This is a genomic window from Parabacteroides sp. Marseille-P3160, assembly GCF_900162725.1.
Taxonomy (GTDB): domain Bacteria; phylum Bacteroidota; class Bacteroidia; order Bacteroidales; family Tannerellaceae; genus Marseille-P3160.
Window position 1 is genome coordinate 2,086,811 of sequence record NZ_LT799418.1, and the last position, 25,688, is coordinate 2,112,498.

Annotated in this window: 21 protein-coding genes and 1 tRNA gene; 13 read left to right on the forward strand and 9 right to left on the reverse strand. The window is 44.4% G+C overall.

Going from position 1 to position 25,688, the window contains the following annotated elements; translation table 11 throughout:
* Positions 1-193: 193 nt before the first annotated feature.
* From BQ8014_RS08220 to BQ8014_RS08235, 4 genes are read left to right on the forward strand one after another with little or no spacing between them, the layout of a single operon-like run.
* The gene (locus tag BQ8014_RS08220; protein ID WP_234998013.1) at positions 194-1,846 is read left to right on the forward strand and encodes an ArnT family glycosyltransferase; all 1,653 of its coding nucleotides are present in this window, start codon (positions 194-196) and stop codon (positions 1,844-1,846) included.
* A gap of 11 nt (positions 1,847-1,857) precedes the next feature.
* Positions 1,858-2,598, forward strand: a complete 741-nt coding sequence (locus BQ8014_RS08225) for a glycosyltransferase (RefSeq protein ID WP_080903952.1) — start codon at positions 1,858-1,860, stop codon at positions 2,596-2,598.
* A gap of 1 nt (position 2,599) precedes the next feature.
* Positions 2,600-3,220 carry a lipid-A-disaccharide synthase N-terminal domain-containing protein gene (locus BQ8014_RS08230; protein ID WP_080903953.1) on the forward strand — a complete coding sequence of 207 codons (621 nt, stop codon included), beginning with the start codon at positions 2,600-2,602 and terminating at the stop codon, positions 3,218-3,220.
* Entirely contained in the window at positions 3,217-4,248 is a 1,032-nt protein-coding gene (locus tag BQ8014_RS08235) for an NAD-dependent epimerase/dehydratase family protein (RefSeq protein WP_080903954.1), read from the forward strand. The genes BQ8014_RS08230 and BQ8014_RS08235 overlap by 4 nt, the downstream gene beginning before the upstream one ends.
* Positions 4,249-4,252: 4 nt before the next feature.
* On the opposite strand, the gene thiC is transcribed toward BQ8014_RS08235, so the two are convergent.
* Together thiC and BQ8014_RS08245 are read right to left on the reverse strand one after the other, a co-directional pair.
* Positions 4,253-5,842, reverse strand: coding sequence for a phosphomethylpyrimidine synthase ThiC (gene thiC, locus BQ8014_RS08240; protein WP_080903955.1), 1,590 nt, complete (start codon positions 5,840-5,842; stop codon positions 4,253-4,255).
* A 195-nt stretch (positions 5,843-6,037) separates the two neighbouring features.
* Entirely contained in the window at positions 6,038-6,208 is a 171-nt protein-coding gene (locus tag BQ8014_RS08245; RefSeq protein WP_080903956.1) for a DUF362 domain-containing protein, read from the reverse strand.
* 147 nt (positions 6,209-6,355) lie between these two features.
* On the opposite strand from BQ8014_RS08245, the gene BQ8014_RS08250 reads away from it, so the two are divergent.
* The gene (locus BQ8014_RS08250; protein WP_080905890.1) at positions 6,356-7,066 is read left to right on the forward strand and encodes a type IX secretion/gliding motility protein PorT/SprT; all 711 of its coding nucleotides are present in this window, start codon (positions 6,356-6,358) and stop codon (positions 7,064-7,066) included.
* Here the strand turns inward: BQ8014_RS08250 and BQ8014_RS08255 are convergent.
* The 3 genes from BQ8014_RS08255 to rsfS form a co-directional block, all read right to left on the reverse strand.
* Positions 7,053-7,865, reverse strand: a complete 813-nt coding sequence (locus tag BQ8014_RS08255; RefSeq protein WP_234998014.1) for a phosphatidate cytidylyltransferase — start codon at positions 7,863-7,865, stop codon at positions 7,053-7,055. The genes BQ8014_RS08250 and BQ8014_RS08255 overlap by 14 nt on opposite strands.
* Before the next feature lie 133 nt (positions 7,866-7,998).
* The gene (gene ftsH, locus BQ8014_RS08260) at positions 7,999-10,023 is read right to left on the reverse strand and encodes an ATP-dependent zinc metalloprotease FtsH (RefSeq protein WP_080903958.1); all 2,025 of its coding nucleotides are present in this window, start codon (positions 10,021-10,023) and stop codon (positions 7,999-8,001) included.
* Positions 10,024-10,055: 32 nt separating this feature from the next.
* The gene (gene rsfS, locus BQ8014_RS08265; protein WP_080903959.1) at positions 10,056-10,415 is read right to left on the reverse strand and encodes a ribosome silencing factor; all 360 of its coding nucleotides are present in this window, start codon (positions 10,413-10,415) and stop codon (positions 10,056-10,058) included.
* Positions 10,416-10,965: 550 nt separating this feature from the next.
* On the opposite strand from rsfS, the gene BQ8014_RS08275 reads away from it, so the two are divergent.
* The 3 genes from BQ8014_RS08275 to BQ8014_RS08285 all read left to right on the forward strand — a co-directional run bounded on the left by BQ8014_RS08275 (position 10,966) and on the right by BQ8014_RS08285 (position 13,895).
* The gene (locus BQ8014_RS08275; protein WP_080903960.1) at positions 10,966-11,550 is read left to right on the forward strand and encodes a hypothetical protein; all 585 of its coding nucleotides are present in this window, start codon (positions 10,966-10,968) and stop codon (positions 11,548-11,550) included.
* Positions 11,547-12,491 carry a DMT family transporter gene (locus BQ8014_RS08280; protein WP_080903961.1) on the forward strand — a complete coding sequence of 315 codons (945 nt, stop codon included), beginning with the start codon at positions 11,547-11,549 and terminating at the stop codon, positions 12,489-12,491. Before BQ8014_RS08275 ends, BQ8014_RS08280 begins: the two co-directional genes overlap by 4 nt.
* A 435-nt stretch (positions 12,492-12,926) precedes the next feature.
* Positions 12,927-13,895, forward strand: a complete 969-nt coding sequence (locus tag BQ8014_RS08285; protein WP_080903962.1) for a hypothetical protein — start codon at positions 12,927-12,929, stop codon at positions 13,893-13,895.
* Between the two features lie 340 nt (positions 13,896-14,235).
* On the opposite strand, the gene BQ8014_RS08290 is transcribed toward BQ8014_RS08285, so the two are convergent.
* From BQ8014_RS08290 to BQ8014_RS08305, 4 genes are read right to left on the reverse strand one after another with little or no spacing between them, the layout of a single operon-like run.
* On the reverse strand, positions 14,236-14,916 hold the full coding sequence (locus BQ8014_RS08290; protein ID WP_080903963.1) for an RluA family pseudouridine synthase: 681 nt from the start codon (positions 14,914-14,916) through the stop codon (positions 14,236-14,238).
* 5 nt (positions 14,917-14,921) lie between these two features.
* Positions 14,922-15,668, reverse strand: coding sequence for a 3-oxoacyl-[acyl-carrier-protein] reductase (gene fabG / locus BQ8014_RS08295; RefSeq protein ID WP_080903964.1), 747 nt, complete (start codon positions 15,666-15,668; stop codon positions 14,922-14,924).
* Between the two features lie 7 nt (positions 15,669-15,675).
* Positions 15,676-16,623: a 3-oxoacyl-ACP synthase III family protein gene (locus BQ8014_RS08300; protein WP_080903965.1), complete on the reverse strand. Its 948-nt coding sequence runs from the start codon at positions 16,621-16,623 to the stop codon at positions 15,676-15,678.
* Positions 16,624-16,632: 9 nt separating this feature from the next.
* Positions 16,633-17,226, reverse strand: coding sequence for a TetR/AcrR family transcriptional regulator (locus BQ8014_RS08305; RefSeq protein ID WP_080903966.1), 594 nt, complete (start codon positions 17,224-17,226; stop codon positions 16,633-16,635).
* 135 nt (positions 17,227-17,361) lie between these two features.
* Between BQ8014_RS08305 and BQ8014_RS08310 the strand changes: the two genes are divergently transcribed.
* The 5 genes from BQ8014_RS08310 (at position 17,362) to BQ8014_RS08330 (ending at position 25,687) form a co-directional block, all read left to right on the forward strand.
* Positions 17,362-17,436 (forward strand) — tRNA-Met (locus BQ8014_RS08310).
* 293 nt (positions 17,437-17,729) lie between these two features.
* Positions 17,730-20,609 (forward strand): TonB-dependent receptor, encoded by a 2,880-nt coding sequence (locus tag BQ8014_RS08315; protein WP_160150059.1) that lies wholly within the window; start codon positions 17,730-17,732, stop codon positions 20,607-20,609.
* Between the two features lie 12 nt (positions 20,610-20,621).
* Entirely contained in the window at positions 20,622-21,887 is a 1,266-nt protein-coding gene (locus tag BQ8014_RS08320; RefSeq protein WP_080903968.1) for a DUF4876 domain-containing protein, read from the forward strand.
* Between the two features lie 14 nt (positions 21,888-21,901).
* Positions 21,902-23,467 (forward strand): DUF6850 family outer membrane beta-barrel protein, encoded by a 1,566-nt coding sequence (locus BQ8014_RS08325; protein ID WP_080903969.1) that lies wholly within the window; start codon positions 21,902-21,904, stop codon positions 23,465-23,467.
* 39 nt (positions 23,468-23,506) lie between these two features.
* A complete protein-coding gene (locus tag BQ8014_RS08330; protein WP_080905891.1) occupies positions 23,507-25,687 on the forward strand; it encodes a HEAT repeat domain-containing protein in 2,181 nt (726 codons plus the stop codon).
* The last annotated feature ends 1 nt before the right edge of the window (position 25,688 follow it).

Consider the following 25,688-nt stretch of genomic DNA (forward strand, 5'->3'; position numbering starts at 1 on the left):
TCTATGTGTGTTTTAGATTTATAGTAGCGCAAAGTACGTAAAGTTTTATAGATAAGCAAGTGAAGTGAGGATAAATTGTTTTCATGAATAATCATGTTGCTATTTTGTTTTTACGGATTTACCTTCCATGTCTTGCATAAATGTTAGGAAATCTGTTTTTTTCTGATTAGTTTTGCTCGTCAAAATCCGAAAAATGATGAGCCTGACAAATCGAATAAATACAGAACATATCTCTTTTCACCCTCTTCATTCTCTGCTGATTATTGTAGTCTGTTCCTTCGCTTTTTTTATTAATAATCAGGTCGTTCCCGCGGATTTGATGGAGGCTCGTAATTTAGCGACGGCACAGGAGATGGTAAAAGACGGTTCCTACCTGATCCCGACGTTGAACGGGGAGTTGCGTTTGGAGAAGCCGCCTTTGCCCACCTGGATAGCAGCCGGTGTGGAGTTTCTGTTTCCCGGAAGTCTGGTCGCCCAACGGTGTGTGGCGGGACTGGTCGCTACCATGATGATTTTTTTTCTGTATCTCTTGGTTATTCGGCTGACCCGTGACCGAATGATCGGGTTGCTTGCCGCCTTGGTTTTGGCGACATCTTTCAATGCCGTGATGATGGGCCGTACGGCTACATGGGATATCTATTGCCATAGTTTTATGTTGGGAGCCATTTATTTTCTGGTGACGGCTTTGGAGGGAAAAGGCCGGCAATGGGGAGCTTTTGCGCTTTCGGGTATATTCCTCGGACTTTCTTTTCTTGGGAAAGGGCCTGTTTCCTTTTATGCCCTTTTGCTTCCGTTTCTGATTGCTTACGGCTTGTCCTACCGTCCCCGCATGAAAGGGAAGGCGGCTCCTTTGGTGGTGATGGTTCTGCTCTTTGCCGTAATCGCCTTCTGGTGGATGGCTTATCTCTATTTCTTTCACCGGGATATGGCGCTTCAAGTGGCGGCTAAGGAATCATCTTCCTGGCTCAATCATAATGTACGGCCGTGGTATTATTATTGGCAATTCCCGGCTGAAGCCGGAATCTGGGCTTTGTTCTGGGTAACGGCCCTAGTGGGTTATTTCGCCTGTCGGAAAGAGAAATACCGCAAAGATCATACTTTTTCGATCGTGTGGTTGCTTTCCTCTTTGATCTTGTTATCTGTCATACCGGAAAAAAAGACCCGTTATCTGTTGCCGATTCTGATTCCGGGAGCTATGACGATTGCTTTCTACTTCTATCATTGTTGGCGCGGGTTCCGGTCGGCCGGAGAAAGGAGGGTGTTCCGAATCAATAGCGGAATTATTGCCTTCATTCTTATGGCTTTACCAGTCACCCTTTACTTTATCTTCTATCGCGAAGGAGAGCTTTCTATCTGGATTCTCACTCTGACTGCCTTATTCGGCTGGGGACTGGGATTATGGATTTTCCGCTCGATCCTGCCAACAAGGAACATCAAAGTGATGGCCGTATTCAGTGCGATTGTGCTCAGTATGATGATGATTGAGAGTGTTTGCCTGATTCCGATCGGAAAGATGTTCATTAATCCGGAACGGCATAATATCCGGATGCTGAGGGAGCATAAGGAACTGGAAGGGATTCCTTTCTATTATAATAAGGAAGAGGAGCTTCGGATGGAATGGGTTTATGAATCCAACCGGGTGATTCGTCCCCTGGATGTGAAGAATGATTCCCTGATACGGGTGAGTCGTCCCTTTGTCTTTCTTAGCAAACAACCGGCTGATTCCGTGTTTGCCGGAAAAGGGGTAACGGTAAAACCTATTGATACTTTCGATAATAATTGGAGAAAGACAAAAGACAAAAGATATAATAAAGAGTTAGTGCGCGAGGTAGTTCTTATCAAGTAAGAGACATAAAGATGAATAAAACAAGTGTGTACGAATTTTGTATAATCGTACCGATCTATAACGAAGAAGAAAATATCAGCCGGTTGGAAGAGGAACTGGGACGTTATCTGGAGGCGGCTTCCGTGAAGGCGTGCATTCTTTTTGTGGATGACGGTTCAAAGGACAACAGTTTGCAGGGAATCATTGAGATCTGCCGCAAGAATCCGGATTTCTATTATATTACCTTTACGCATAATAATGGCTTGAGCGCTGCCCTTAAAGCCGGAATCGATATGGCGGAATCCCCTTACACCGGCTATATAGATGCAGACTTGCAGACTTTGCCGGAGGATTTCGAGCGGCTTCTTCCCTTTCGCCGGGATTATGCCTTGGTGATGGGAATCCGTACCGGGAGGAAAGATAGTTTCGGCAAAAGGTTCTCTTCTCTGATTGCTAACTATTTCCGTCGGATGATGACTCATGATGGGGTAGAGGATACCGGCTGCCCGCTGAAGGTAATAAGAACGGATGCGGCGAAGCGGATTCCTTTTTTTACCGGAATGCACCGCTTTTTGCCTGCTTTGATCCAATTGCAAAACGAGAAGGTGAAGCAGGTTCCGGTTCGCCATTTCGAACGCCTGAAAGGCATTTCCAAATTTCATTTGTGGAATCGTCTGGTCAGTCCCTTTCTGGATTGCTTTGCATATCGATGGATGCGGAAAAGATACATTAACTATACGATCAGTGCGGATAATCTAAAAGAACAGGAGTAACGTGGAGCATAGCAGTTGGTACTTTGTCATCGGATTCCTGGCTCAGGGATTGTTTTCCGCAAGGATGTTCATCCAATGGATCCTGTCGGAAAAAGCCAAGAAGGTCGTATCCCCGACAATCTATTGGAAATTGAGTTTATTAGGTTCCTTGCTTTTCTCCATATACGGTTGGTTACGCAGTGATTTCGCTATTATACTGGGACAAATCTTTTCCTATTATATCTATATTTGGAACCTGAATAATAAAAAGTCATGGGAGAGAATTCCGGCGGTCATTCGTTGGTCTATCCTGCTTCTCCCGGTGATTGCGCTTGGTTGTGTCTTGTATGATAGTACGGCCAATTTCGATCACTTGTTCAAGGAAGTGTCCTTTGGATTGTTGGTCTTCGGTTCGATCGGGCAACTTATTTTCACTTTCCGGTTTGTATACCAATGGCTGTATTCCCGTTCCCGGGGAGAATCATTGCTCCCATCGGGATTTTGGACCCTAAGCCTGATCGGTTCCCTTTTGATACTTGTCTACGGGATTATACGGAAAGACCCGGTTTTGCTACTTGGGCAGGGCGCCGGTTTCATTACTTACACACGTAATTTATGGTTGGATAGAAAATATTTGAAATGAAAATATTAATAACAGGAGCGGCCGGATTCATCGGCTATCATCTCGTGGAGCAGTTGGCCGGGCGGGAAGATGTTGAGATAACGGGCATTGACACGATCAATGCGTATTACAATGTGCAGCTCAAATACGACCGTTTATCCCAAAGCGGAATAGAAGAGAGCCGGATTCGGACGGGAATGGTTACCGATAGTTCGCTGCATTCCAATTATCATTTCGTACAACTTGATCTGACTGATTCAGAGAAACTGAATGTCCTTTTCCGGGAAAATGCATTTGATGTTGTCGTCAATCTTGCCGCCCAGGCCGGCGTCCGTTATTCAATCGAGCATCCGCAGAGCTATGTCGAGTCGAACATCGTAGGCTTTACCAATCTGCTGGAATGTTGCCGGTATCATCAGGTGAAGCACCTGATCTATGCCTCCAGTTCCTCCGTTTACGGGATAAAAAACAAGATCCCTTTCTCTGAAAGCGATTCGGCAGATTATCCTGTCAGCTTTTATGCAGCAACCAAAAGGAGCAATGAACTGATGGCATATACCTACAGCCATTTATTCCGGTTGCCGGTTACCGGTGTCCGCCTTTTTACCGTTTATGGCCCCTGGGGACGGCCGGATATGGCGCCGATGCTGTTTACCCGCTCTATACTGGAGGGGCGGACGATCCGTGTATTCAATTATGGGGAGATGCTGCGTGATTTCACGTATGTGGACGATACGGTGACGGGCATTATCCGCCTCCTTGGAAAAGCGCCCGGCGAGGATGCCGAACTGCCCTATTGCCAACTGTTTAATATAGGCAATTCGCAGCCGGTCAGGTTGCTCGACTTTATTCATCTGCTGGAAGAAGCCCTGGGGCGCAAGGCTGTGCTGGAATTGTTACCCATCCCACCCGGAGACGTGACGGTCACCTGCGCGGATACTTCCCGTCTGGAGGCTTGCGTCCATTACAAACCATCTACGCCTATTGAGAAAGGGATACCTTTGTTCATCGATTGGTATAAGAGCTACTATAAGACAAATAAGGCTTGATCCTTTATTTCTTCCATTGGCGTTTGGAGACACCCCGTTCGTTATAGAACTGGCATACCCGGTCCGGATTGAGCGCCAAGGCTTGTTGATCTTGCCACCTTGCTTCGCAACGCGCTTTGCTGAGGGCGTTGTCACGAATTTGGGCGCCCGGATGACCTTTTCCCAAGTCGGCTGCATGGGCGGCTATTTTGTGGGCAACGACTCCGGCGCATATATCTTCCGTATCCGGATGATCCAGATACTCTTTTGGAGTCGCTCCGCCAATAAGTGAGGCGCCGTGCCAGGCAACCTGCGCTCCTCCGATTGCGGCCGTGATATGGTCATATCCGGGGGCGATATCGGTAGTGATCATGCCGGGAGTAAAGAGTGGAACGCCTTTGCAGCAATATTGATGCTCTTTCATGTTCTCCTGGATTTTATTCATCGGTACATGGCCGGGACCTTCGACAATCACTTGTACAAAATGCTTCCAGGCTGTTTCCGTCAGTTCCCTCATGCGGCGGAGTTCCGTAAACTGGGCGCTGTCATTGGCGTCGTAGATAGAACCCGAACGGAAACCGCTACCGAGCGAAAGGGTGATGTCATATGCCCGCAGGATTTCGCAGATCTCATCAAAATGCGTATAAAGAAAGTTTTCTTGCTGATGTGTTTGCATCCATTGCTTGAGGATGAAGCCGCCTTGGGAGATAAAACCCGTCAGGCGGGATTCCGTCAATTTTAAATCCTCCAGCCGCATCCCCGCATGGATGGTTACGAAATCGACTCCTTGTTCCGCCTGGGCGATCAAGGTTTCACGGAAGATATCCCAAGTCAGGTGCTGCGCTTCTCCTCCGGCGTTGGTCAGCGCTTCGTAGACAGGGACTGTTCCTAATGGAACGGGGCAGGTGCGGATCAGATAATCGCGATAGGCATAGGAATCCGTATCGGCCGACAAGTCCATCAGCGCATCCGTCCCCCATTTATATCCCCAGATTGCTTTTTCCAATTCGTCACGGATCGGAAGGCCGGAAGTCGCGGTGTTCGTGTTTATCTTTACCAGAAAGCGTTTGCCGAGGATCATAGGCTCCAGTTCCGGATGGTTGATATTTGCCGGGATTACGGCGCGTCCCGAAGCTATTTCCTTGCGTACGAATTCAGGCGTGATATAGGACTTCAGTCCCAACGCCTCCACCTGCTGATTCTCCCTGATGGCGACAAACTCCATTTCGGGAGTGATCACTCGCTTTTTAGCATAAAAAAGTTGTGTGATGGTCTTGTCCTCCTTCGCCCGGTAAGGCGGATGCTTCAACGATGCGTAAGTCGTTCCCGCGGGCAGGCGGACAATGTCTTTCCGGCGGACGTACCAGTCTTCACGCATTCTCGGTAGTCCTTCTTCGAGGATAATGGTGCAATCCGGGTCGGAATAAGGGCCGCTGGTATCATAAACAATAACGGGGCTGTTTTTTTTTCGGACGGTCTGGTTCTCTTCGGGATGGATAATCGTGTCGGAAAGATTGATCCGCCGCATCGGAACACGGATTTTATTGATTTCTCCCGAAACATAGATTTTTTCCGAAGATGGATAGGTTACAAAACAGTTTCTTTTAGATTTCATTCTGCGGGATGGTAATACGTCTTTATCATTTGTCCTAATAATTCCGCAAAAGTAATCAAATGAAAGTATTTTTAGGGGATTTTCTCTGAAATAAACAGATTTAACGGAGCTTCATATAGATAAAAAGAGCGAGCCGCCCCGCTTAAGGGAATGGCTCGCCTGATTTTAGACTCTAAAAAATCGAATTACTTTCTTTTATTCAGCCGGGTGAATTGCCTCTGTCGGACATGCGTCTGCGCAAGTCCCACAATCTGTACACATTTCAGGATCAATGTGATATATATCACCCTCGGAAATCGCCCCTACCGGGCATTCGTCAATGCAAGTACCGCATGCAATGCAATCATCACTAATTAAATAAGCCATTGTTGTAAGATTTTTAATTGATAACTATTAGTCCTACAAAAATATAGTTTTCTTTACATTAAAAAAACTTCTGCCTTCTTTTTTTTATCCGCACTTTAAGGACAATATTTTTTTTTATCCTTCGTTAATGTAGGTATGAATGGTGGATTGAAACGTATATCGCTTGTCGTATTGCTTCTTTTGATTTCAGCTTCAATTGCTTGGGGGCAGAAGCAGAGGGTGAAGAATCAGCCTTATGCTGATTTGAAGTTATATCATTTAGGTTTTCACGTAGGACTGCATACACAGGATTTGCTGCTGACTAATTCGGGAGTGACATCAGACGGGCAAGTGTGGTTTGCCGAAATACCGACTTACACTCCCGGCTTTAGTGTGGGAGTGATCGGTGATATGTATCTGAATCCTTATTTTAGCCTCCGGGTCTTACCGACTTTGAATTTCGGTGACCGGAAAGTAATTTTCAGGAAACAGCATAGTGAGAATGAGGCGGAGGATGTGTCTGTGAGCCTGCGTTCCAATTATATGAGCCTGCCTCTCCAGATAAAATACGCCGCTCTTCGTTTGAATAATTACCGGCCTTACATTACGGGAGGAGTCTATGCCGCAATGGATCTGGGGCGTAAAAAAGGTACCGAACTGATGCTCAAAGGTATGGATTACGGTGTGGAAATAGGATTCGGTTGTGATATCTATCTTCCTTATTTTAAGCTTTGTCCCGAGTTGAGGTTTAGCTTTGGCCTGGCCGATGTCCTGGAGAAGGACCGCAGCGATCTTTCCGACCCGGATATGCAGAAGTATACCAATGCCCTCTCAAAGGCGACGACCCGGATGATCACCCTTAGCTTCAATTTCGAATAAACAATTCAATAAAGATATAAGCGGCAGGAGTGGCCAGGATAACACTGTCGAAGCGATCCAGTATACCGCCGTGTCCCGGAAAGAATTTGCCCGAATCCTTCGCCCCGAAAGTTCGTTTTAAAAGCGACTCGCTCAAATCTCCCAACGTACCGAAGATGACGACTGTACTGGCGAAGCCTACCCATATATACCATTCGATCCCTGTATACCAGGCGCAGAACAGAGAGAATATCAAGACGACCAGCCAACCTCCGAAAAAACCTTCCCATGATTTGAGCGGAGAAATCCGTTCGAACAGCCGGTGCTTGCCGAAAGCCGTCCCGATCAGGTAAGCCCCTGTATCATTCAACCAGACAAAGATAAAAATAGCCATCAGAAAAACCCAGGAATAGTTTACTTCCCCGAATTCATCGGGCAGGAAGGCTATAAAATTCAGCAGTGAAAGTGAACCGGCACAATAGATCTGCCCTAAAATATGGAAACCGCAATTTCTAATCGGGTCTGCTTCTTTCTTGTAGAGTTCCGAGATAAGGAGGTACATCAGGAAAAGGATATAGGGCAGGAAGATGAGTTCTTCTTCAAGCGGCCCTGCATAGAGGAAAGTGGCGGTAAAGAGGTATACTCCTCCCAAAATACCGATCCACTTATCTCCCTTGCTTTTTATTCGAGCCAGGTTGTAGAACTCGTTCATACCAAGGATAATGACCAGACAAAAAAAGAGGAGAAACGCGTAGGGATTAAAACAAATCGCCGCTGTCAAAGTCACTACAAATGCAGCACCGGTAAGTGCTCTTATCATAAAATTGTTCAAAATAAATTGTGTTTTTTGATGGTTCTCTATCTATCAATTATATAATGTAAGGATTTCACAAATTCAAAGAGCCGTGAAGTTTCTCTATTCTCCTTCCTTGCTTTCGGTCTCAAAGCCCTCGTCAGGTATTACTTACAGAGCTTTCCTTTTCCGGATTTTTCTCCGAAGGCACCTTTTCCCCGGAAGGGGCGTTCTCTTTTTTATCGTTATTCAACTTTTCCTGTTGCTCTAAAATCTCCTGTGAGCGTGAAACCCACATCCTTTTTCCGAAAATATGCTCGACATCCTCCGTGTAAATCACTTCATTTACCAATAATAATTCTGCCAATTGATTGTGTTTCTCCGCGTTATCGGACAAGATCCTTTTGGCGCGCTCATATTGCTCGTTTACTATTTTCTGTACTTCAAAGTCGATTAACCGGGCTGTTTCATCACTATATGGTTTCGTGAATCCCCAATCTTGTCCTGTCGAGTCATAATAATTCAAATTCGGAAGCGAGTCGCTCATCCCAAAATAAACAACCATTGCGTAGGCTTGCTTTGTAACCCTTTCCAAATCGTTTGATGCACCGGTGGAAATGCGTCCCAGGAATAGTTCTTCTGCTGCGCGGCCACCCAATAGGGCGCACATTTCATCCAAAAGTTGTTCCTTTGTCGTGATCTGGCGCTCTTCCGGTAAATACCAGGCGGCGCCCAACGCTTTCCCGCGAGGTACGATGGTTACTTTTATCAATGGGTTCGCATGTTCCAGCAACCAGCTTAAGGAGGCATGCCCGGCTTCATGGATGGCTATGCTTTTGCGCTCATCCGCCGTCGTGATTTTGGTACGCTTCTCCAGGCCGCCTACAATCCGGTCGATTGCGTTCATGAAATCTATTTTCTGAACGAATTTCTTTCCGCTTCTGGCGGCAATCAGCGCCGCTTCATTACATACGTTGGCTATATCAGCGCCGGAGAATCCTGGCGTCTGGCGGGCCATCAGTTCGGTATCTACTGAGCTATCTATCTTAATAGGGCGCAGGTGAACACTGAAAATTTCCTTCCGTTCGTTCAGATCCGGTAACTCTACATAGATTTGCCTGTCAAAACGACCGGCACGAAGCAATGCCTTGTCCAATACGTCAGCCCGGTTTGTTGCGGCCAGAATAATGACTCCACTGTTCGAACCGAAGCCGTCCATCTCTGTAAGCAATTGATTCAGTGTGTTCTCACGTTCGTCGTTGCTGTTCATATTGGCATTTCTGCCCCGCGCACGTCCGACTGCATCAATTTCATCGATAAAGACAATACAGGGAGCTTTTTCTTTTGCTTGGCGGAACAGGTCGCGGACACGAGAGGCGCCCACACCAACGAACATTTCAACGAAGTCTGAACCTGATAAAGAGAAGAACGGTACATTGGCTTCGCCGGCAACAGCCTTGGCTAATAAGGTTTTTCCCGTTCCCGGAGGGCCTACAAGCAAAGCGCCTTTAGGGATTTTACCTCCCAGTTCGGTATATTTTCCCGGATTTTTCAAGAAAGAAACGATTTCCTCTACCTCTTGCTTGGCTTCCGACAGGCCGGCTACATCCTTGAAGGTCACTTTGATATCTCCATCCTTATCAAAGAGTTGCGCTTTGGCTTTTCCTACGTTAAAGACGTTGCCGCCTCCGCCTCCGCCCCCTCCGGACATCCTTCGCATCAGGAAGATCCAGACGGCAATCAGAAGGATAAAGGGGCCGAATGAAATAAGGAAGCTCCAGAAGACGTCGTCTCCTTCTTCGAAACTGACTTGTGTCGTCAAGTTGTTCTCCTTGGCCGCCGCATCAAAAAAGTCCGAAAAACGATCGGAGGAAGGTATCTTTACAAAAACCTTGGGGGAAGAACCCACGCGGGAACTGTCTTCCTGAAAGATCTGTCCATACTTCTCCTTTTTTACCGTCGCTTCCAACAGGTTTTTTTTATTGAATACGACGATATTATCAAATGAATTTTCCTTTGTCAACTGTTGAAATTCCGTCCACCCCAATTCTCTTTTTGCAGAAGAATCGTTGGTCATATACAAGGCGATCAACATGATGAAGATAAGCCCATACATCCAATAGAGGTTAAAACGGAACATCTTGGGTTTGTTGTTTTTAGGAATCTTGCTATTTTTATTTTCCATAGATATTTGTCAATAATTATAAAATCAAAGCATCATTCTATATCCGGAATCTTCGAAATACTGGAATCCCCCCAAAGAGTTTCCAAATTATAGAATACGCGTTGTTCCGGAAGGAAAATGTGAACAAGAACCGTGCCATAGTCCATACCAATCCATTGCGCATTTCTCATTCCGTCAATAGATAATGGTTTTTCATGTGTATCACTATGCACCGTATCCCAGACCGAGTCAGACAAGGCTGATACTTGGGTCGTCGTATTTCCTTCACAAATAACCATATATTGACATATAGCCCCGGAGATCCGGTTTAAATCTACCGTGACAATCTTTTTACCTTTTTTATTTTGTAATCCCTTAACAATTGTCTCTACTAATAATCTCGTTTGATCCATTCTTTCTAATTTGCTCGTATATTGCTGATATATAATTCAAGTCTGCAAATATACTTCAATATTTTTATACTTTTATAAATTCTATGCTTTTATAGCATGCGCCTGGCAGCTATATCAATCTAAAAATGTAACAATGGAAAGTAGTTTTTGTTGCATCCTTTTTTGTGGAAAAATTTTGCTGCAAAAGAAAAAATCTCTAATTTTGCAGCGATTTAGAGGATCTGTTTAATACAAATTGTTCTATGGTGTAATGGTAACACGTCAGATTCTGGTCCTGAAATTCCAAGTTCGAGCCTTGGTAGAACAACTGCATATACTAAAAACGCATTGTAAATAAAAGTTTTACAATGCGTTTTTTCTTTCCGGAAGATCGGTTTCTTAAATTAAATGAGGAAAAAAGAGGTACATGATTGTGGAGCCATGGTTTTTTTTTAATTTCGCACTTGATGGAGTGAGAAAATCCCGGCTTGTTCGCCAGTCAGGATAAAATGTGGCTTTTCCCAGTGAAAGGTTTTGATTAGAAGGTGTTTATGACTAAAACGAAAAGAGTATGTCGATCTGGTGGATTTTTATCGTGATCATAATGGTGGCAATCCTGGTGTTTGTCATCAAATATTCGAGCCGTTCCGAGTCCAAGCTTGAAGAAAAAAATGCGGCATTGGACCGGCGGAACAAATTGAGCGCTTCCCTGGATTTAAAAACTCGTGTAAAGAACGGTACGTTGGGTGTGGACGAGGAGCGCCAGAAAATTGTGTATTTAATTGATACGGATTCCGGTTTTATAACAAAAGAATTTGATTTCAAAGAGGTAGAGTCTTTTGAATTGTTGCTGGATGACGAGGTGCTTTTCCGTTATCCCGGAAAAGATTCGACTTTAGAGCAGGAGATTGCCTCCATATGCGGGGTAACAACCGCTTATCTGGTAAAAGCATCGATTCTGAGGGGGGATGTGGGTTCTTTAGATTTGAAAATCGTTTTTCACCATTCCAGCGATCCTTATTATCTGTTTAATTTTTATTCCAAGCGAGTAGGGGCAAAATCGGTTTTGGAGATGGCCATCCACTCGATTGAGGATTGGGGCGATCATCTGTTGAAAATGATCTGGAAAAGAGAAGGGCTTAAGGAACAAGGATGAATCTTAAACATTTAAAAGGGCATGGGGCCATGTTGTCGGCAAACATCTTGTTCGGCGGGATGGCTCCGGTTTCGAAATCCGTGTTGATGAGCGGAAATGTCAATGCGCTTTCTCTTACGACTTTCCGGATGTTGGGGGCTGCGCTTCTTTTTTGGCTTGCTTCCTTTTTCCTGCGGGCGGAGCATGTAAACCATAAGGATTTGATGAAGTTGTTCTTTGCCGCCCTATTCGGTATTGTGCTGAATCAGGGGCCATTCATCTGGGGAGTCTCCATGACTTCTCCGATAGATGCCTCCATTGTGGCCACCACAACCCCGATCATCGCCATGGTGATTGCCGCCCTTTACTTGAAAGAACCGATTACCGGGAAGAAAGTCCTGGGAATTTTCGTGGGAGCCACGGGCGCCCTGCTCTTGATTTTGGGAAGTCAGCATAGTGGAACGTCTGCTAACCAAAGCAATGTTTGGGGGGATTTGCTTTGTTTATTCGCCCAATTCAGCTTTTCTTTTTACATTGTCGTCTTTAAGGATCTTGTCGGCCGTTATTCGCCGATAACTATCATGAAATGGATGTTTACCTATTCCGCCATTTGTTATATCCCGTTTTCCTATTCATCTATTGCTTCTATCGATTTTGCTACGGTACCGTTGTCTGCTTTCTGGCAGGTCGGTTACATTGTTTTTTGCAGTACCTTTTTGGCTTATCTTCTGATCCCGGTCGGGCAGCATCTTCTCCGTCCTACGGTTGCATGCATGTATAATTATGTGCAGCCGATCATTGCCTCCCTTATCGCTGTCCTTTGGGGAATGGATACTTTCGGCCTTATGAAAGGCTTGGCAATTGCATTGGTCTTTTTAGGTGTTTTTATTGTTACCCAAAGTCGATCCAAAGCAGATATGGATGCTTATTTGGCTCAAAAGGAGGGGCGTTCATCAAAATAAATTATTCTTTTTGCGTTTAACAGGGCTTTATCTCATCCTCCTTTCATCTGAATCAAATTATCTTTTTTCGTGTATGTTTTCTCTTGATGTTTTTTGTAAATAGATAATACTGGTTATTTTATTCGCTATATTCATAAAATATATGGAATATTGTTGTTCGTATTTTGTTTTATGCGTAAATATGCAGATATTTGTCTTTTCAAGTATTAATATTTATTTTTTGCTTATTTAAATAGAAAGCAAAGTGTAGAAGTTAATATATAATTTTGCAATTAATCTTAATGCTTGTTTTATATGATATTTATTGTCCTATACTTGTGCTCTTTTTTTGCTTAATAGCTTGAGTATGCCATGGAAGTTCTTTTGATATTAAATTGGGCTTTAATAAGAAACGAATGTTAAGGTTATTGAAAAAACTCTATAAAAATGTCAAAAATGAGAAACAAGTTGAATGAAAAATTGATTGCATCTATTAGGGAATCTCTCCCGGAGGGGGAAAATTTAGCCCAGAATTTGATGGATGTTTTATGTATTGGAAAAGAAGCGATTTATCGGAGAATCCGGGGAGACGTTCCTTTTACTTTTGATGAAGTATCTACCCTGTCTTCAAAAATAGGATTTTCAATTGATGAAATAGTGGGTCTTAGTAATTCAGGAAGCGGATTATACGAGTTAGATTTGGTAGAGCCGGAGAATTTGATTGATCGGTATGCCGAAAAGCTGGATAGACAAGTGAAAATTCTCAAAAAAATGCGCAAAGCGTCGCAATCGATGATTAATTTTGCCATTAATTCCTTACCTGATGTGTTTGCTTTGGCTCATGATAATATTGCACGGTTCAGGTTATACCACTGGCTTTATCAAAATAAAACGCGGGTGAATTCATTCGCATTTAAGGATTTGGTACTGTCTCCCGAGGTGATTGCCTTACAAAAGCAATATACGACGGATATCCGTTCGATGAGCCGAGCCTGTTTCATTATGGATCGCAATGTGTTTATTTCTTTTCTTCATGAGATCGACTATTTTTATCGCTTGAAATTGCTGACCAAAGAGGAGGTGGAAATCCTGAAAAAGGAAATGATCACCATGTTGAATGATCTGGAAGATTTGGCCGTTGCCGGAGTATATCCCAATACCGGCTCAGAAGTCCATATGTATATATCGAATGTGGATCTGGAATCTTCTTTCTCTCTATATGAATATAACAACACCGGGTATGCTTATTTGAAGGTTTCTACCGTCGAAGGTGTCGAGTCGCGTAATCCGTTGGTTTGCAAAAAGCAAAAGCAATGGATTGAGTCTATTCGCAAATATTCGGTTCTTATCTCTCAAAGCGGGGAGGTGCAACGCATGGAATACTTTAACACGCAGCGTGATTTTGTGGACAAGCTTGCTTTATGATTTTACGGGGTGATGCATCTACATTAGTTCTAACCGGGTTTAGATTTGCTCATATAAAAACAATCTTATTATAGACGGCATACTAGTTGATTGCCTTGATCGTTTAAAATTAAGCTCATATAAAAACAATCAAGAGGCTGTCTAAGAAGCGCTGCGCCGTTTTGAAAATCTAGTGCACTCAATGAATTGATTCAGTATACTTCTATGTTGTAATCCAGTGCACTCATTTATAAAATTCAGTGCACTGGATTTTTTCCGTGCATGTCACGACTTTTTGGACAGCCCCTTTATTTGTTCTCGTCAACTATTATGTTTCCTGTCTTCCCCCGTTCGTTGTTCATCATTCATCGTTTCTTCCCGTGATTTCCCTCCAGAGGGTATCGTCGGGAACCGGGGCTTCGATGCGTAGCGGTAGTTTGGAAACGGGATGGATGAATTCGGCGCTGCGGGCATGGAGGCTGATGCCTCCGTCCGGATTGGAACGCTCGGCTCCGTATTTGAGATCTCCTTTGATCGGGCAGCCTATTTGGGCCAGTTGGCAACGGATTTGATGATGGCGGCCGGTCTTGAGGTCAATTTCCAATAAGTAGTAATTGGTTGATCGGGCAATTAGTTTGTAGTGGAGGATGGCTTGTTGGGCGCCGGGACATTCCGTGTCATGGGCATAGCTTTTGTTTTGCTTTTCATTACGTACAAGCCAATGGACGAGTGTGTCTTCCTCCTTCGGCGGACGATTCCTGACGATTGCCCAGTAGGTCTTCTTTATTTCCCCGGTGCGGAACATCTCATTTAGCCGGGGAAGCGCCTTGCTGGTTTTGGCAAAAAGGACCAGTCCCGTCACCGGACGGTCCAGGCGATGAACGACACCGATAAAGACATTACCCGGCTTGGCGTATTTTTCCTTCAGCCATGCCTTCAGCATCTCCGAAAGAGGCTTATCGCCGCTCTTGTCACCTTGTACAATCTCGTGGCAGTTTTTGTTAACCGCCACGAGATGATTGTCTTCATAGATAACTTCCATACGGATTACATGTTCATCCCGCCGCAGCAATGGATCACCTGTCCCGTGACATAAGAGGATAAGTCGGAAGCAAGGAAAGTCGCTACGTTAGCCACATCTTCCGGCGTACCTCCGCGACGCAACGGGATCTGTTTCGCCCATTCGACTTTCACCTCGTCCGAAAGGGCGGCGGTCATGTCGGTAATGATGAATCCGGGAGCGATGGCATTGGCGCGGACGCCGCGTGAACCCAGTTCCTTGGCGATACTTTTAGCCAGCCCGATCATTCCGGCTTTCGATGCGGAATAATTAGCCTGCCCGGCGTTTCCGGAAACGCCGACAACGGAAGCCATGTTAATGATGCTTCCGCCTTTCTGCTTCATCATCACCGGAGTAATGGCATGAACGAAATTAAATGCGGATTTCAGGTTTACATTGATGACCATGTCCCATTGCTGTTCCGTCATGCGGATCATCAGTCCGTCACGGGTAATCCCCGCGTTGTTCACAAGGATGTCGATCCGTCCGAAGTCTTTTACGATTTCAGCAACCACGGCATGTGCTTCTTCAAAGTTGGCCGCATTGGAGGCATATCCCTTCGCTTTGACGCCCAGGGCGGCTATCTCTTTTTCGGTTTCCAATCCCTTTTCATCGATCGTTAAATCCGTGAATGCGATCTGAGCGCCTTCAGATGCAAACTTCAGTGCAATAGCTTTTCCGATTCCACGTGCAGCGCCGGTAATAACGGCTACTTTTCCTTCTAATAATTTCATGATTTTATTATTTAAATTGTATCAAACATGCGCCGGCAGAATATCCGCCCCCAAAGACGGTGATCGCAACGAGGTCTCCTCTCTTGAATCGGGAGGCATGCTCGGCATAGACCAACGCGGAACTGACAGAACCGGTGTTTCCGTAGTCTTCTATATTATGTAGTATCTTTTCTTCCGGCAAGCCCATCTGCTTTGCAATGTTGGCCATGATCCGCCGGTTTGCCTGATGGCAGATAAAATAGGAGAGCTCGTCCAACGTAAAGCCGTTTCTTTTCAGAAGTAGCATGACGTTCCGTGGCATATAGGTGCAGGCCTGTATGAAGACATCCCGTCCTTCAGGCATCATGATCCCGCCATTGCTGGGACGCAGGGTGACGGCTTCCGGCCCCTTTCCGATGGGTCCCAGGCCCATGGTGACGATGTCGAGGATTTCCGGTTCGTCGTCGGCGTATCTCTCCTTGGAAATGAAAAAAGCGGCCGCGGCATCCCCCCAGAGATGTCCCGACTGGGGATCCGTTTCATTATAATAGGCTGAGTTTTTATCTGCCGAAAGGATCAGCGCCTTTGTCGCCTTACCGATGGCAAAATATCCCTCCACGGCCTCTAAGGCATTCATGAAAGACGAGCAGGCGGAAGAGAGTTGGAAAGCCTTGGCCTCCTTTATTCCGAACGTGCGTTGCGCTACGTGGGCAGCTGTCGCGACAGTATCGTAAGGGGAATAGGTCGCTGAAATAATCAAATCGACTTCCGTAATGTCATAAGGAAGATGCGGAATCGCCCGCCGAGCGGCTTCCAGTCCCATGGTCGTCACATTTTCATCCTCTTTGGCCTTTGAGCGTGTTTTAATTCCGGTGCGTTGTTCAATCCATTTGTCGGTTAATCCGTTTAACGCAAAAAAATGATCATTGGGCACCCTTTTCTCGGGTACATAATATCCGCTTGCATTGATATACATCAGATGTTGTTACTTAATTTTTATTCCGTTTAAGATAATATTCATCACATTTTCCTTGTATTCACTTCTGCGTTGGGCCGTATCGCCCAGACGCCCCCGAATGTATGGAACTTCCAATCCTTTGAGGGCGTGGTGAAGAATCTGTGCAGTGATTCCTGTGTCGGGTACATTAAAAATGCCCTGTTCTATTCCATCTTCCAAAATTCCCTGAATGATCTCCGTCTCCCGTAGATCGAAACTTTTTCTAACCTTCTCCACCCGCCAGATATCCCGGAAGAAATTGGCGCGCAGCGTTCCATTACGGAAAACGATTGATTTTACACTATCCAAACGGGTATATAGGAAAGTCATCAGCTTCTCGTCCGCCGGAAGCGTCATGGCGGCAACTTCGAGCAGCATCTGGTGCAATTTATCCAGTTCGGTCTGAACCACAGCCAGATAAATATCGTTTTTGCTTTTGAAATAGGTGTAAAGTGTACGCCGGCCTTTCTGAGAGGCTTGAGCAATATCATTCATTGTGGTATTATCCACCCCCATGCGGGCAAACAATTGTCTGGCCACATCGACAAGCATATTGCGTGTTCTTGAAACAGTAATCGACATAAAATTTGCACAGTTTGGTTAAAACTGTGCGCAAAGTACTCAAAAAACTTTATCACTTCCAAGTATATTAAAAAAAAGTAGTATAAAATTTGTTTTGTATTCATTTTTCCCTACCTTTGCAGCCGTAAACAATATCGCGGAGTGGAGCAGTGGTAGCTCGTTGGGCTCATAACCCAAAGGTCGCAGGTTCGAGTCTTGCCTCCGCAACCAAAAAAGGAAAGCATCTGAGAAGTCAGGTGCTTTTTTTATTCCGGCCAATCCCCGTCTATTTGAGGATCAATAAACCAAGCACATTCGATCAACTTGCCGGATTCAACGTTCGAATCACAATTTCCCTTGCACTCATTCGCTATCTCTAATGGACATTAATTAATACTAACAAATGAGTAGACGCTGCTCTGAATATACCTACTAATGGGGATTGAATCCGCCATTGAGGTCGTATAACTTTACCGTCGTTAATGAACCATCCTTATGTTATTGGGAGATACAATCATTATAGAATGAAAAAAAAGATAGTATATTATTATAAAGTGCTATTTCTCATTGGGCTTATTTTTATATTTGGCAATCAAAGCAAAGGAAATGCGCAGAATCGGAATTTCCAGATTCAGGGGATTCTTTTGGATTCAATCAAAAGGAAGCCTGTTGATATGGCTCTTGTCTCCGTGGCTGAATTGGATATTTGGTCGAGAACGGATGAAAACGGGCAGTTTGTACTTAATAATATACCCGGAGGAAGGCATACTATCCGGTTTTATCTATTAGGTTATAAGGAACTTACAGTTGTTAAGGAGATCAATTCGGATATCAATGATTGGACGCAAATGTTGCAGCCATTCAGTTTGTCGCTGAAAGAGGTCAATGTGACGGCTACCGAAAACAAATTAGGTTCCATCTCGAAAATAGAAAATGAAGCGATCGAACATATCCAACCCAAGAGTCTGACCGATATTTTTCAGTTATTGCCCGGTCAGGTAACAGAGAATCCGAGTTTGGCTTCACCCGGACAAGTGAAGATCCGGGAAATTTCCCAAAATGCTAATAGTGCGTTAGGTACTTTGATCATCGTAGACGGAGTCCGGGTCTCCAACGATGCGAATATGCAAACCTTCTATCCGGCCCGTTCTGGCAATAGTTCTTCCGGAGCGGCTATGAATCCGAGCGGTACGGTGGGAAAAGGCGTCGACCTCAGGGATATTCCGGGAGATAACATCGAATCGGTGGAAGTCATCAAAGGGATTCCTTCTTCCGAATATGGGAACCTTACGTCGGGTGTCGTCATTGTCAAAACCAAGATCGGAGAACAGCCGTGGACAGCTAAAGCCAAAATAGATCCCAATACGAAAATGGGGAGCCTATATAAGGGCTTGAAATTATCCGGCCGTTCAGGCATTGTAAATATAGGAGCGGATTATGCACAGGCTTATGATGATATCCGTTATCATCTGGGCGGATATAAACGCCTCACCGGAACCGCTTCCTATTCGAATACATTTCTTAATGAAACAAGTCCTTTGGATGTCAATGTCCGGCTTTCCTATTTCCGTTCTATCGATGAAGCAAAATCGGATCCCCAACTAAAGCGGGATGAAAAGGTCAAATCGTCTCAAAGGGGCTTCCGATGGGGTATCGACGGCAAGTGGATGTTGCGCAAGCCGTGGATCACAAATATAGAATATAGTTTTTCGGGGGATTATACCCTTGCTGAAAATTATACGAAGGAGTTGCAAGTCCTTTCCACTGGGGCTGTTCCTTATCCGACCTCATACGAAGAGGGCATCTTTGAAGAAGTATATTTGCCGGGAGTTTTTTATACGGAATATACGACCGATGGAAGGCCCTATAATATTTTCGGAAAGTTAAAGGGCGATTGGAATAAGCAATTCGGACATGCCGTTAATTCCCTGAAAGCGGGATTAGACGTTTCGTTCAGCGGAAACAGAGGGGACGGATTGAAATACGATCTTTCCAAACCTCCCATGCTTACCATCGAATCCAGTATCCGTCCACGGGCCTACAAAGACATTCCCTCTTTAAAGAATTACGCTTTCTTTATGGAAGATAAAATTATTCAACCGATCGGAACAACCGAATGGATAACCCAGTTGGGAATCCGTTTTTCCAATGTACAACCCGGGAATTATTTTTCTGTGGAGCCCCGTCTGAATACAAGCTATGAGATCCTGAACCGGAAAAACAACACCCTTTTTGACCGGTTGAGCGTAAATCTGGGGTATGGTCTTTTTTCCAAAATGCCTACCTTGTCCTATATCGTTCCCGGTAATGCCTATTTCGATGATATCAGTTTTAATTATCTGGACGGTGATCATTCGCTGGCTGTCGTATCGACCAAAGTGAAAGATGCGTCCAATCCCGATTTAAAGCCGGCGCGCAGTACCAAAAAAGAGATCGGCCTCTCTTTCGATATACAGAAAGTATCCGTTTCGTTGACCGGTTTTCATGAAAAATTGAAAAACGGCTTAGCCTTTAAGAGCGTACCCTATTTCTCTTCCTTTCCTAAGTTTACGGTAGAGGGCGCCGGTAAAACCCCGGAATTTGAGAATGGGCAAGTCTATTATTATGAAAACGGGGAACGACTGCCTGCTCCATACGTGATGGACACGACCATTCATACCTATTATACTCCATCCAACAACCAGATCTTAATCAAAAAAGGATTGGAGTATATTATTAGCATCGGTAAGATCGATGCCATACGCTCCTCCTTCGTCATCGACGGTGCATGGCTGTATGAAGAAAGCTACAATACATTACCCGGTTATTCCCAGACAAATCAGTCTTACCAGGGAAAGCCTTATCCGTATATAGCCATCATGCCTGCAGGATTCAAGGATATTAACCAGCGGGTCAATACGAATATACGGATGATCACGCATGTTCCCGAACTTAAAATGGTGGTTTCGTTAACGACCCAGATCATATGGAATACAAAAGAGAAAGTTGAATGGGAAGACGAGAACGGAAACTCGCTGGTTTATTATTACGGTTCGGAGGGTGAACGGATTTACGAGAACAGCGCCTTGGAAGACAGGAAGGATACCCGATATGTGGATCCGGTAGCCTTTATGGACAAGACCGGTAAAATATATGAATGGGATCCGGCCTATTCCCGCGATTCCCGCTATGCAGCGATGGTAAGGAATTATAATGTCTCTTATTATTTTGTAGAAGAGAGTTTACCTCCGGCCGTACAGTTCAATCTCCGCCTGACAAAAGAGTTTTCGCGGAATTTAACCTTGTCGTTTATGACAAACAATTTTTTGAAAATGAATCCATCTCAGAGAAGCAATAGGACTTCGCTATACGTAAGGCGGAATACCGGCTTTTACTTTGGAGCAGAAATCAATTATAAATTTTAAATAGTATAGTTTATGAAAACATTATCTTTTAGAAACATTTTATCGAATGGTTCTTTTTCGCGTTCCTTGGGGACCTTGTCTTTGCTTACGGCCATGCTCTTCATATTTTCATTTACATCCTGTAGTGACGATGATGACGAGGCGCAAAAATATGCTGTAAAAATAACGGTTAATTATCCCGCCGGGTATACGGAGAATCTGGCTTCCGGCCTTCAAGTCAAAGCAGCCAGTTCAACAACAGGGACAGAAGTTTCCGCTACTACGGATGACAACGGAGTTGCACAATTTTCCCTGATCTCGGGGATCTATAGTTTTACGGTTTCTCAGGAAACGGAAGAGTTCGCTTTTAATGGAATCCTTGAAAATGTGACGGTTGCCGAGGATAAGACCTATACGATTGATCTTCATGCAAGCACTCTTTCCGGCGGACTTGTATTCAAAGAATATTACTATGCCGGTTCACCGACGGAATCGGGAGGATCTTATTATTCCGACCAGTTCATGGAGATATATAACAATTCCGACGACACGATCTATCTGGATAATATCGGCATAGGTTCTTTGGATCCGACAACATCAAATTCTCCAAGCGTATGGGTTGACGAGCAGGGAAACTTGTTGGACAAATTGCCTGTAGGAAGTTATAGCTTTTATATAAAGGGCTCGGGAAAAGATCATCCGTTGGAACCTCGCACGAGTATTGTCATTGCCCAGGACGGTATAAACCATAAAACGGATCCGCTGGGTAATCCTCTTTCTCCGGTGAATTTAGGAAATGCGTCATGGGAGACTTATGTCGGCGATATCAACGGAGGAAAAGATGCGGATGCCCCGAGCGTTCCCAACCTCACTTTGCTACATGCGACGATGACTTCCATGTTCGATGCCTTGTATTCTATTTTCGGGCCAGCTCTGGTCTTGTTCCGGTTCCCGGCGGATGTCGATCCTGCCGCTTTTGCCAGTGACGACACTAATCTGGCCTTACAACCCGGAAGTTCATCGACATTCAAATATCTGATGATTCCCAAAGATTATGTAATTGATGCAATAGAGTGTGTGAATAGTGATGAGAGCAAGCGCTACAAAAGAATTCCTTCCGATTTGGATGCCGGATATACTTTTACGAATGACAGTTATACAGGGAAAAGTGTCCGCCGGAAAGTGAAACAAATCATCGACGGAAAGGTGATTTATAAAGATACCAATAACTCGACGGAAGATTTTCTCAGGGAGCAAACCCCGTCTCCGTTTGTTCATCCTACATCGGCAGACAATTAAACGCACGTTATTAAATGAAGATTATTCCAGGAAAAATCATTCTGACGGGATTCATCTCCGTCCTTGCAGCCATAGCCTGTAATGCCCGGTCAAATGACAGCATTATAGGTCCGGCCGACTATTCCCTGTTGCCTTTGCAATACATTTGGCTTCAAACGACTAACCCGGTCGCCTACGCCGATATCGAAGGCGACCGGATGGATGCCGTATTGGGTTACCGGTACGGATCGGGAGATTATAAACCCGTGTCGGATCCCCGGTCCGTCCATTCGGGAAAGGTGTTGGTGGAAGGATTCAAACAAGTGGATAAACTTCATTTTTACGGAAGTTTCCTTTATAATATTTCAAGCTTGGAAGGGCAGAAATGGAAGGATGTTTTGCTTCCTTCCCCCGGAAATCCGTTTATCTTAGGGGATAGCATCGGCGGGGATTACGATAATGAACTCTTTGAAATAAAAGGAGTGATGGCTTCTTCTGCAAATGAAAACTTTAAATGGGGAGTTTCCATGAACTATAAGGGGGGAAGTTCGGCGGATCAGAATGATCCCCGCCCGCTTATTGATGCCATGCGATATTCCGTGCGTCCGGGTATTTTATACCGTATCCCGTCTTCTTCCTGGGGGCTTGGATTGGATTTGGGTTACGAACGTTATCGGGAAGATATCAAGATTTCAGTAATAGAAACAAATATCGTACATCATTTCTTCCTGTTCCAGGGAATTGGGCTTTATTATATGGAATCCGGCATTTCTTATAGCCGGCGATATAAGGGGAATGCATTTAGCGGAAATGGATATGTGAATTGGAAGAATAATGCCGCTGAGAACATTCTCCGGATCGGATACGAGAACAGGACTGAAAATTCGGAGGATGGATCCAGCGAGAGCCCTTTTAGATCGGGAGATTATAAAGAGACCGTTTATTCTCTGTCGGATATTTTCTCGGTAAAAAAGGATGCGATGGCCCATATTCTAAAGATATATGCCGATTACTCTCCCTCAAAAGGAATTTGGTACGATCAGAAGAAAACGGTCAATCCGAATGACCCATCTATTATCTGGGAAGTTTATAATAAATCCGTCAAATATAAGAATAAGGTAACGAAAGCGGGATTGGAATATACCGGATTAAAAGAGAGACAGGGCTTTAAAGATTACTCGTTCGGAGCATCCTTCGATTATGAACAAAGCAAAACCGACTTCCTTCCCGATATGTATTTGCAAAAGTATTCCAACCTCAAGGCTTCTATAAAAGGGGGAAAGACTTTTTGGCTTCCCGGCAGATCCCAATTAAGCCTGGATCTGGATGTTTCTTATCGGAAAAACCTTACTTCCAAGGCCGGCTTTGACGGTATAAAGCTGGCGGATCTATGGTCATATCCTCTCTTTGAATATCTCACATCGGATTTTTATTCAGGCGGGGCACGAGCTAAGTTCAGTAAACGGACATCAATAGGAAAGCTTCCGTCTATTATTTATCTAACGGCAGGGATCGATTATATAAAATCCACGCAACAAACAAATTACTTTAACAAACCCGATAGGATAAATATTGCTACTTCTTTGGGATTTACATTTTAAAAAAGGAAATCGACCGGGTTATAACAAAAAAGATTGAAAATGAAATATAAATTGGTTATTGTGCTTCTGCTTGTCTATTGCGGAACTCTCTCCGCAGTGGACAGTCGGAGGGGTTTTGCCATCGTGATAGATAGCCTGAGCTATCATCAGGCAAAAACGGAGGTCGAAAGTTATGCCGAATCGGTAGAGGCCGACGGGTTTAAAACCTATTTGGTCATAGACCGCTGGCATCATCCGGATTCGATAAAACAGGAATTAAAACGGTTATATTCTTTGAAAAAGAATCCGATAGAAGGCGCCGTGTTCGTCGGAGACATACCTATTGTGATGGTAAGGGATGCCCAGCATTTGACTTCGGCCTTCAAAATGAATCAGAAACGGGATTGGCAACAATCCAGTATTGCTTCGGATCGTTTCTATGACGATTTCGGCCTGACGTTTAATTTTCTGAAACAAGATTCGGTCAAACCGCTTTTCTTTTATTATTCCTTGCGCGCCGATTCGAAACAGGCGCTGCACTCCGATATTTATACGGCTCGTATCAAGCCTTTGGAAAAAGGAAAGACGGATAAATATACACAACTACGCAATTATTTGAAGAAAGTCGTAGAAATAAAATCCCAAGAGAAAGGGAATAAGATAGACAATCTTACGGTTGCCCGCGGCCATGGCTATAATTCGGAATCAAGAGTAGCCTGGTCGGGGGAACAGTTAGCTCTCAGGGAGCAATTCCCGATGCTGTTCAATACCGGCAGCTTCGTTAAATTTATGGATTTCGATTTATATTGGCCAATGAAACCTTATTGGCTGAATGAGATTCTTCGTCCCGACTTGGATATCATGCTCTTCCATCATCACGGTTCTAACGACCTGCAGTATATCAACGGGTACAAGGAGGGCAGTGATGTGAATACCTCGATAGAAAATATAAAGATCTATCTGCGTAGCAAGATCGCATCGGCTGTGGAAAAGGGAAAGACAAAGGAGGAAGCGGTCGAATCCTATGTTAAATCCCTTGGAGTTCCCCGTTCGTGGTGCGAGGAAGCTTTTGATCCGGAATTGATCGCGAAAGACTCGATCATGAATGCATCTCTTGACATAAATGTGAAGGATCTCCTTGGTATATCACCCAATGCGCGATTTGTCATGTTCGATGCCTGCTATAACGGTTCTTTTTATGAAGACGAATATATTGCCGGCGCCTATTTGTTCAATGATGGGAAAACAATTGTGACGCAGGGTAATACGGTTAATTCGATTCAGGACAAATGGCCGGATGAGTTTCTGGGATTGCTTGATCATGGTTTGCGTATCGGCCAATGGGGAAAATACACTCATTTCCTGGAAACGCATATTCTTGGTGACCCGACTTTCCGGTTTGCTTCCAAAAATACAGATGGGTCTGATATAAATAGGGCTTTGACGGTTCATCGGCATGATATGAAATTCTGGAAAAAGGCGCTATCCGACAATAGTGTCGATATACAAGCCATCGCATTGCGGATGCTGTATGAAAATGATTATCCGGACATTTCCGGCTTGTTGAGAAAAACCTATTTTGAATCGGGAAGCATGATTGTCCGGCTCGAATCCTTGATCTTACTGTCGCAATTAAACAATGACGATTTTGTGGAGGTACTTGCTGCCGCGACTTCAGACAGTTATGAGTTGACAAAGCGTTATGCTTTTGACTTTATCGCAAAAAACGGTTCGGAAAAATTACTACCTTCCGTAGCGAGAGCTATATTAAATGATAATACCTCAAAACGTATTGTCTTTAAAATTTCTTCCGGTTTCCGAATGATGAACTTAGATAAACTGGAAGCCGAATTATTAAAGCAAGCGAAAGATCTGCCTCTCTATTCGAAGGATATGTTGGACAATACCTTAAAGAGTATTCGATCGACAAACGAGAGTAAAAAGAAAGACTTCTCTTCAATATTGGATAAATCAGTCAAAGCCAAAAGCAGGGCTTTGGAGATATCCCGGTTCCGTAACGAACCTGCCTCGGACGATGCTGAAATCTTATTGGCTGTATTGGCGGATTCTACTTATGAACCGGAATTGCGTTTAAGTGCGGCCGAGGCTTTGGGGTGGTATAACTATTCCTATCGGATAAGCTTTATTACCGAACGGTTAGACCAATTGCTGCGGTTAGAAACGGATCAAATCGTCCTCAATGAAATAAAGAAAACAATTAACAGGTTATTGACTAAATAAA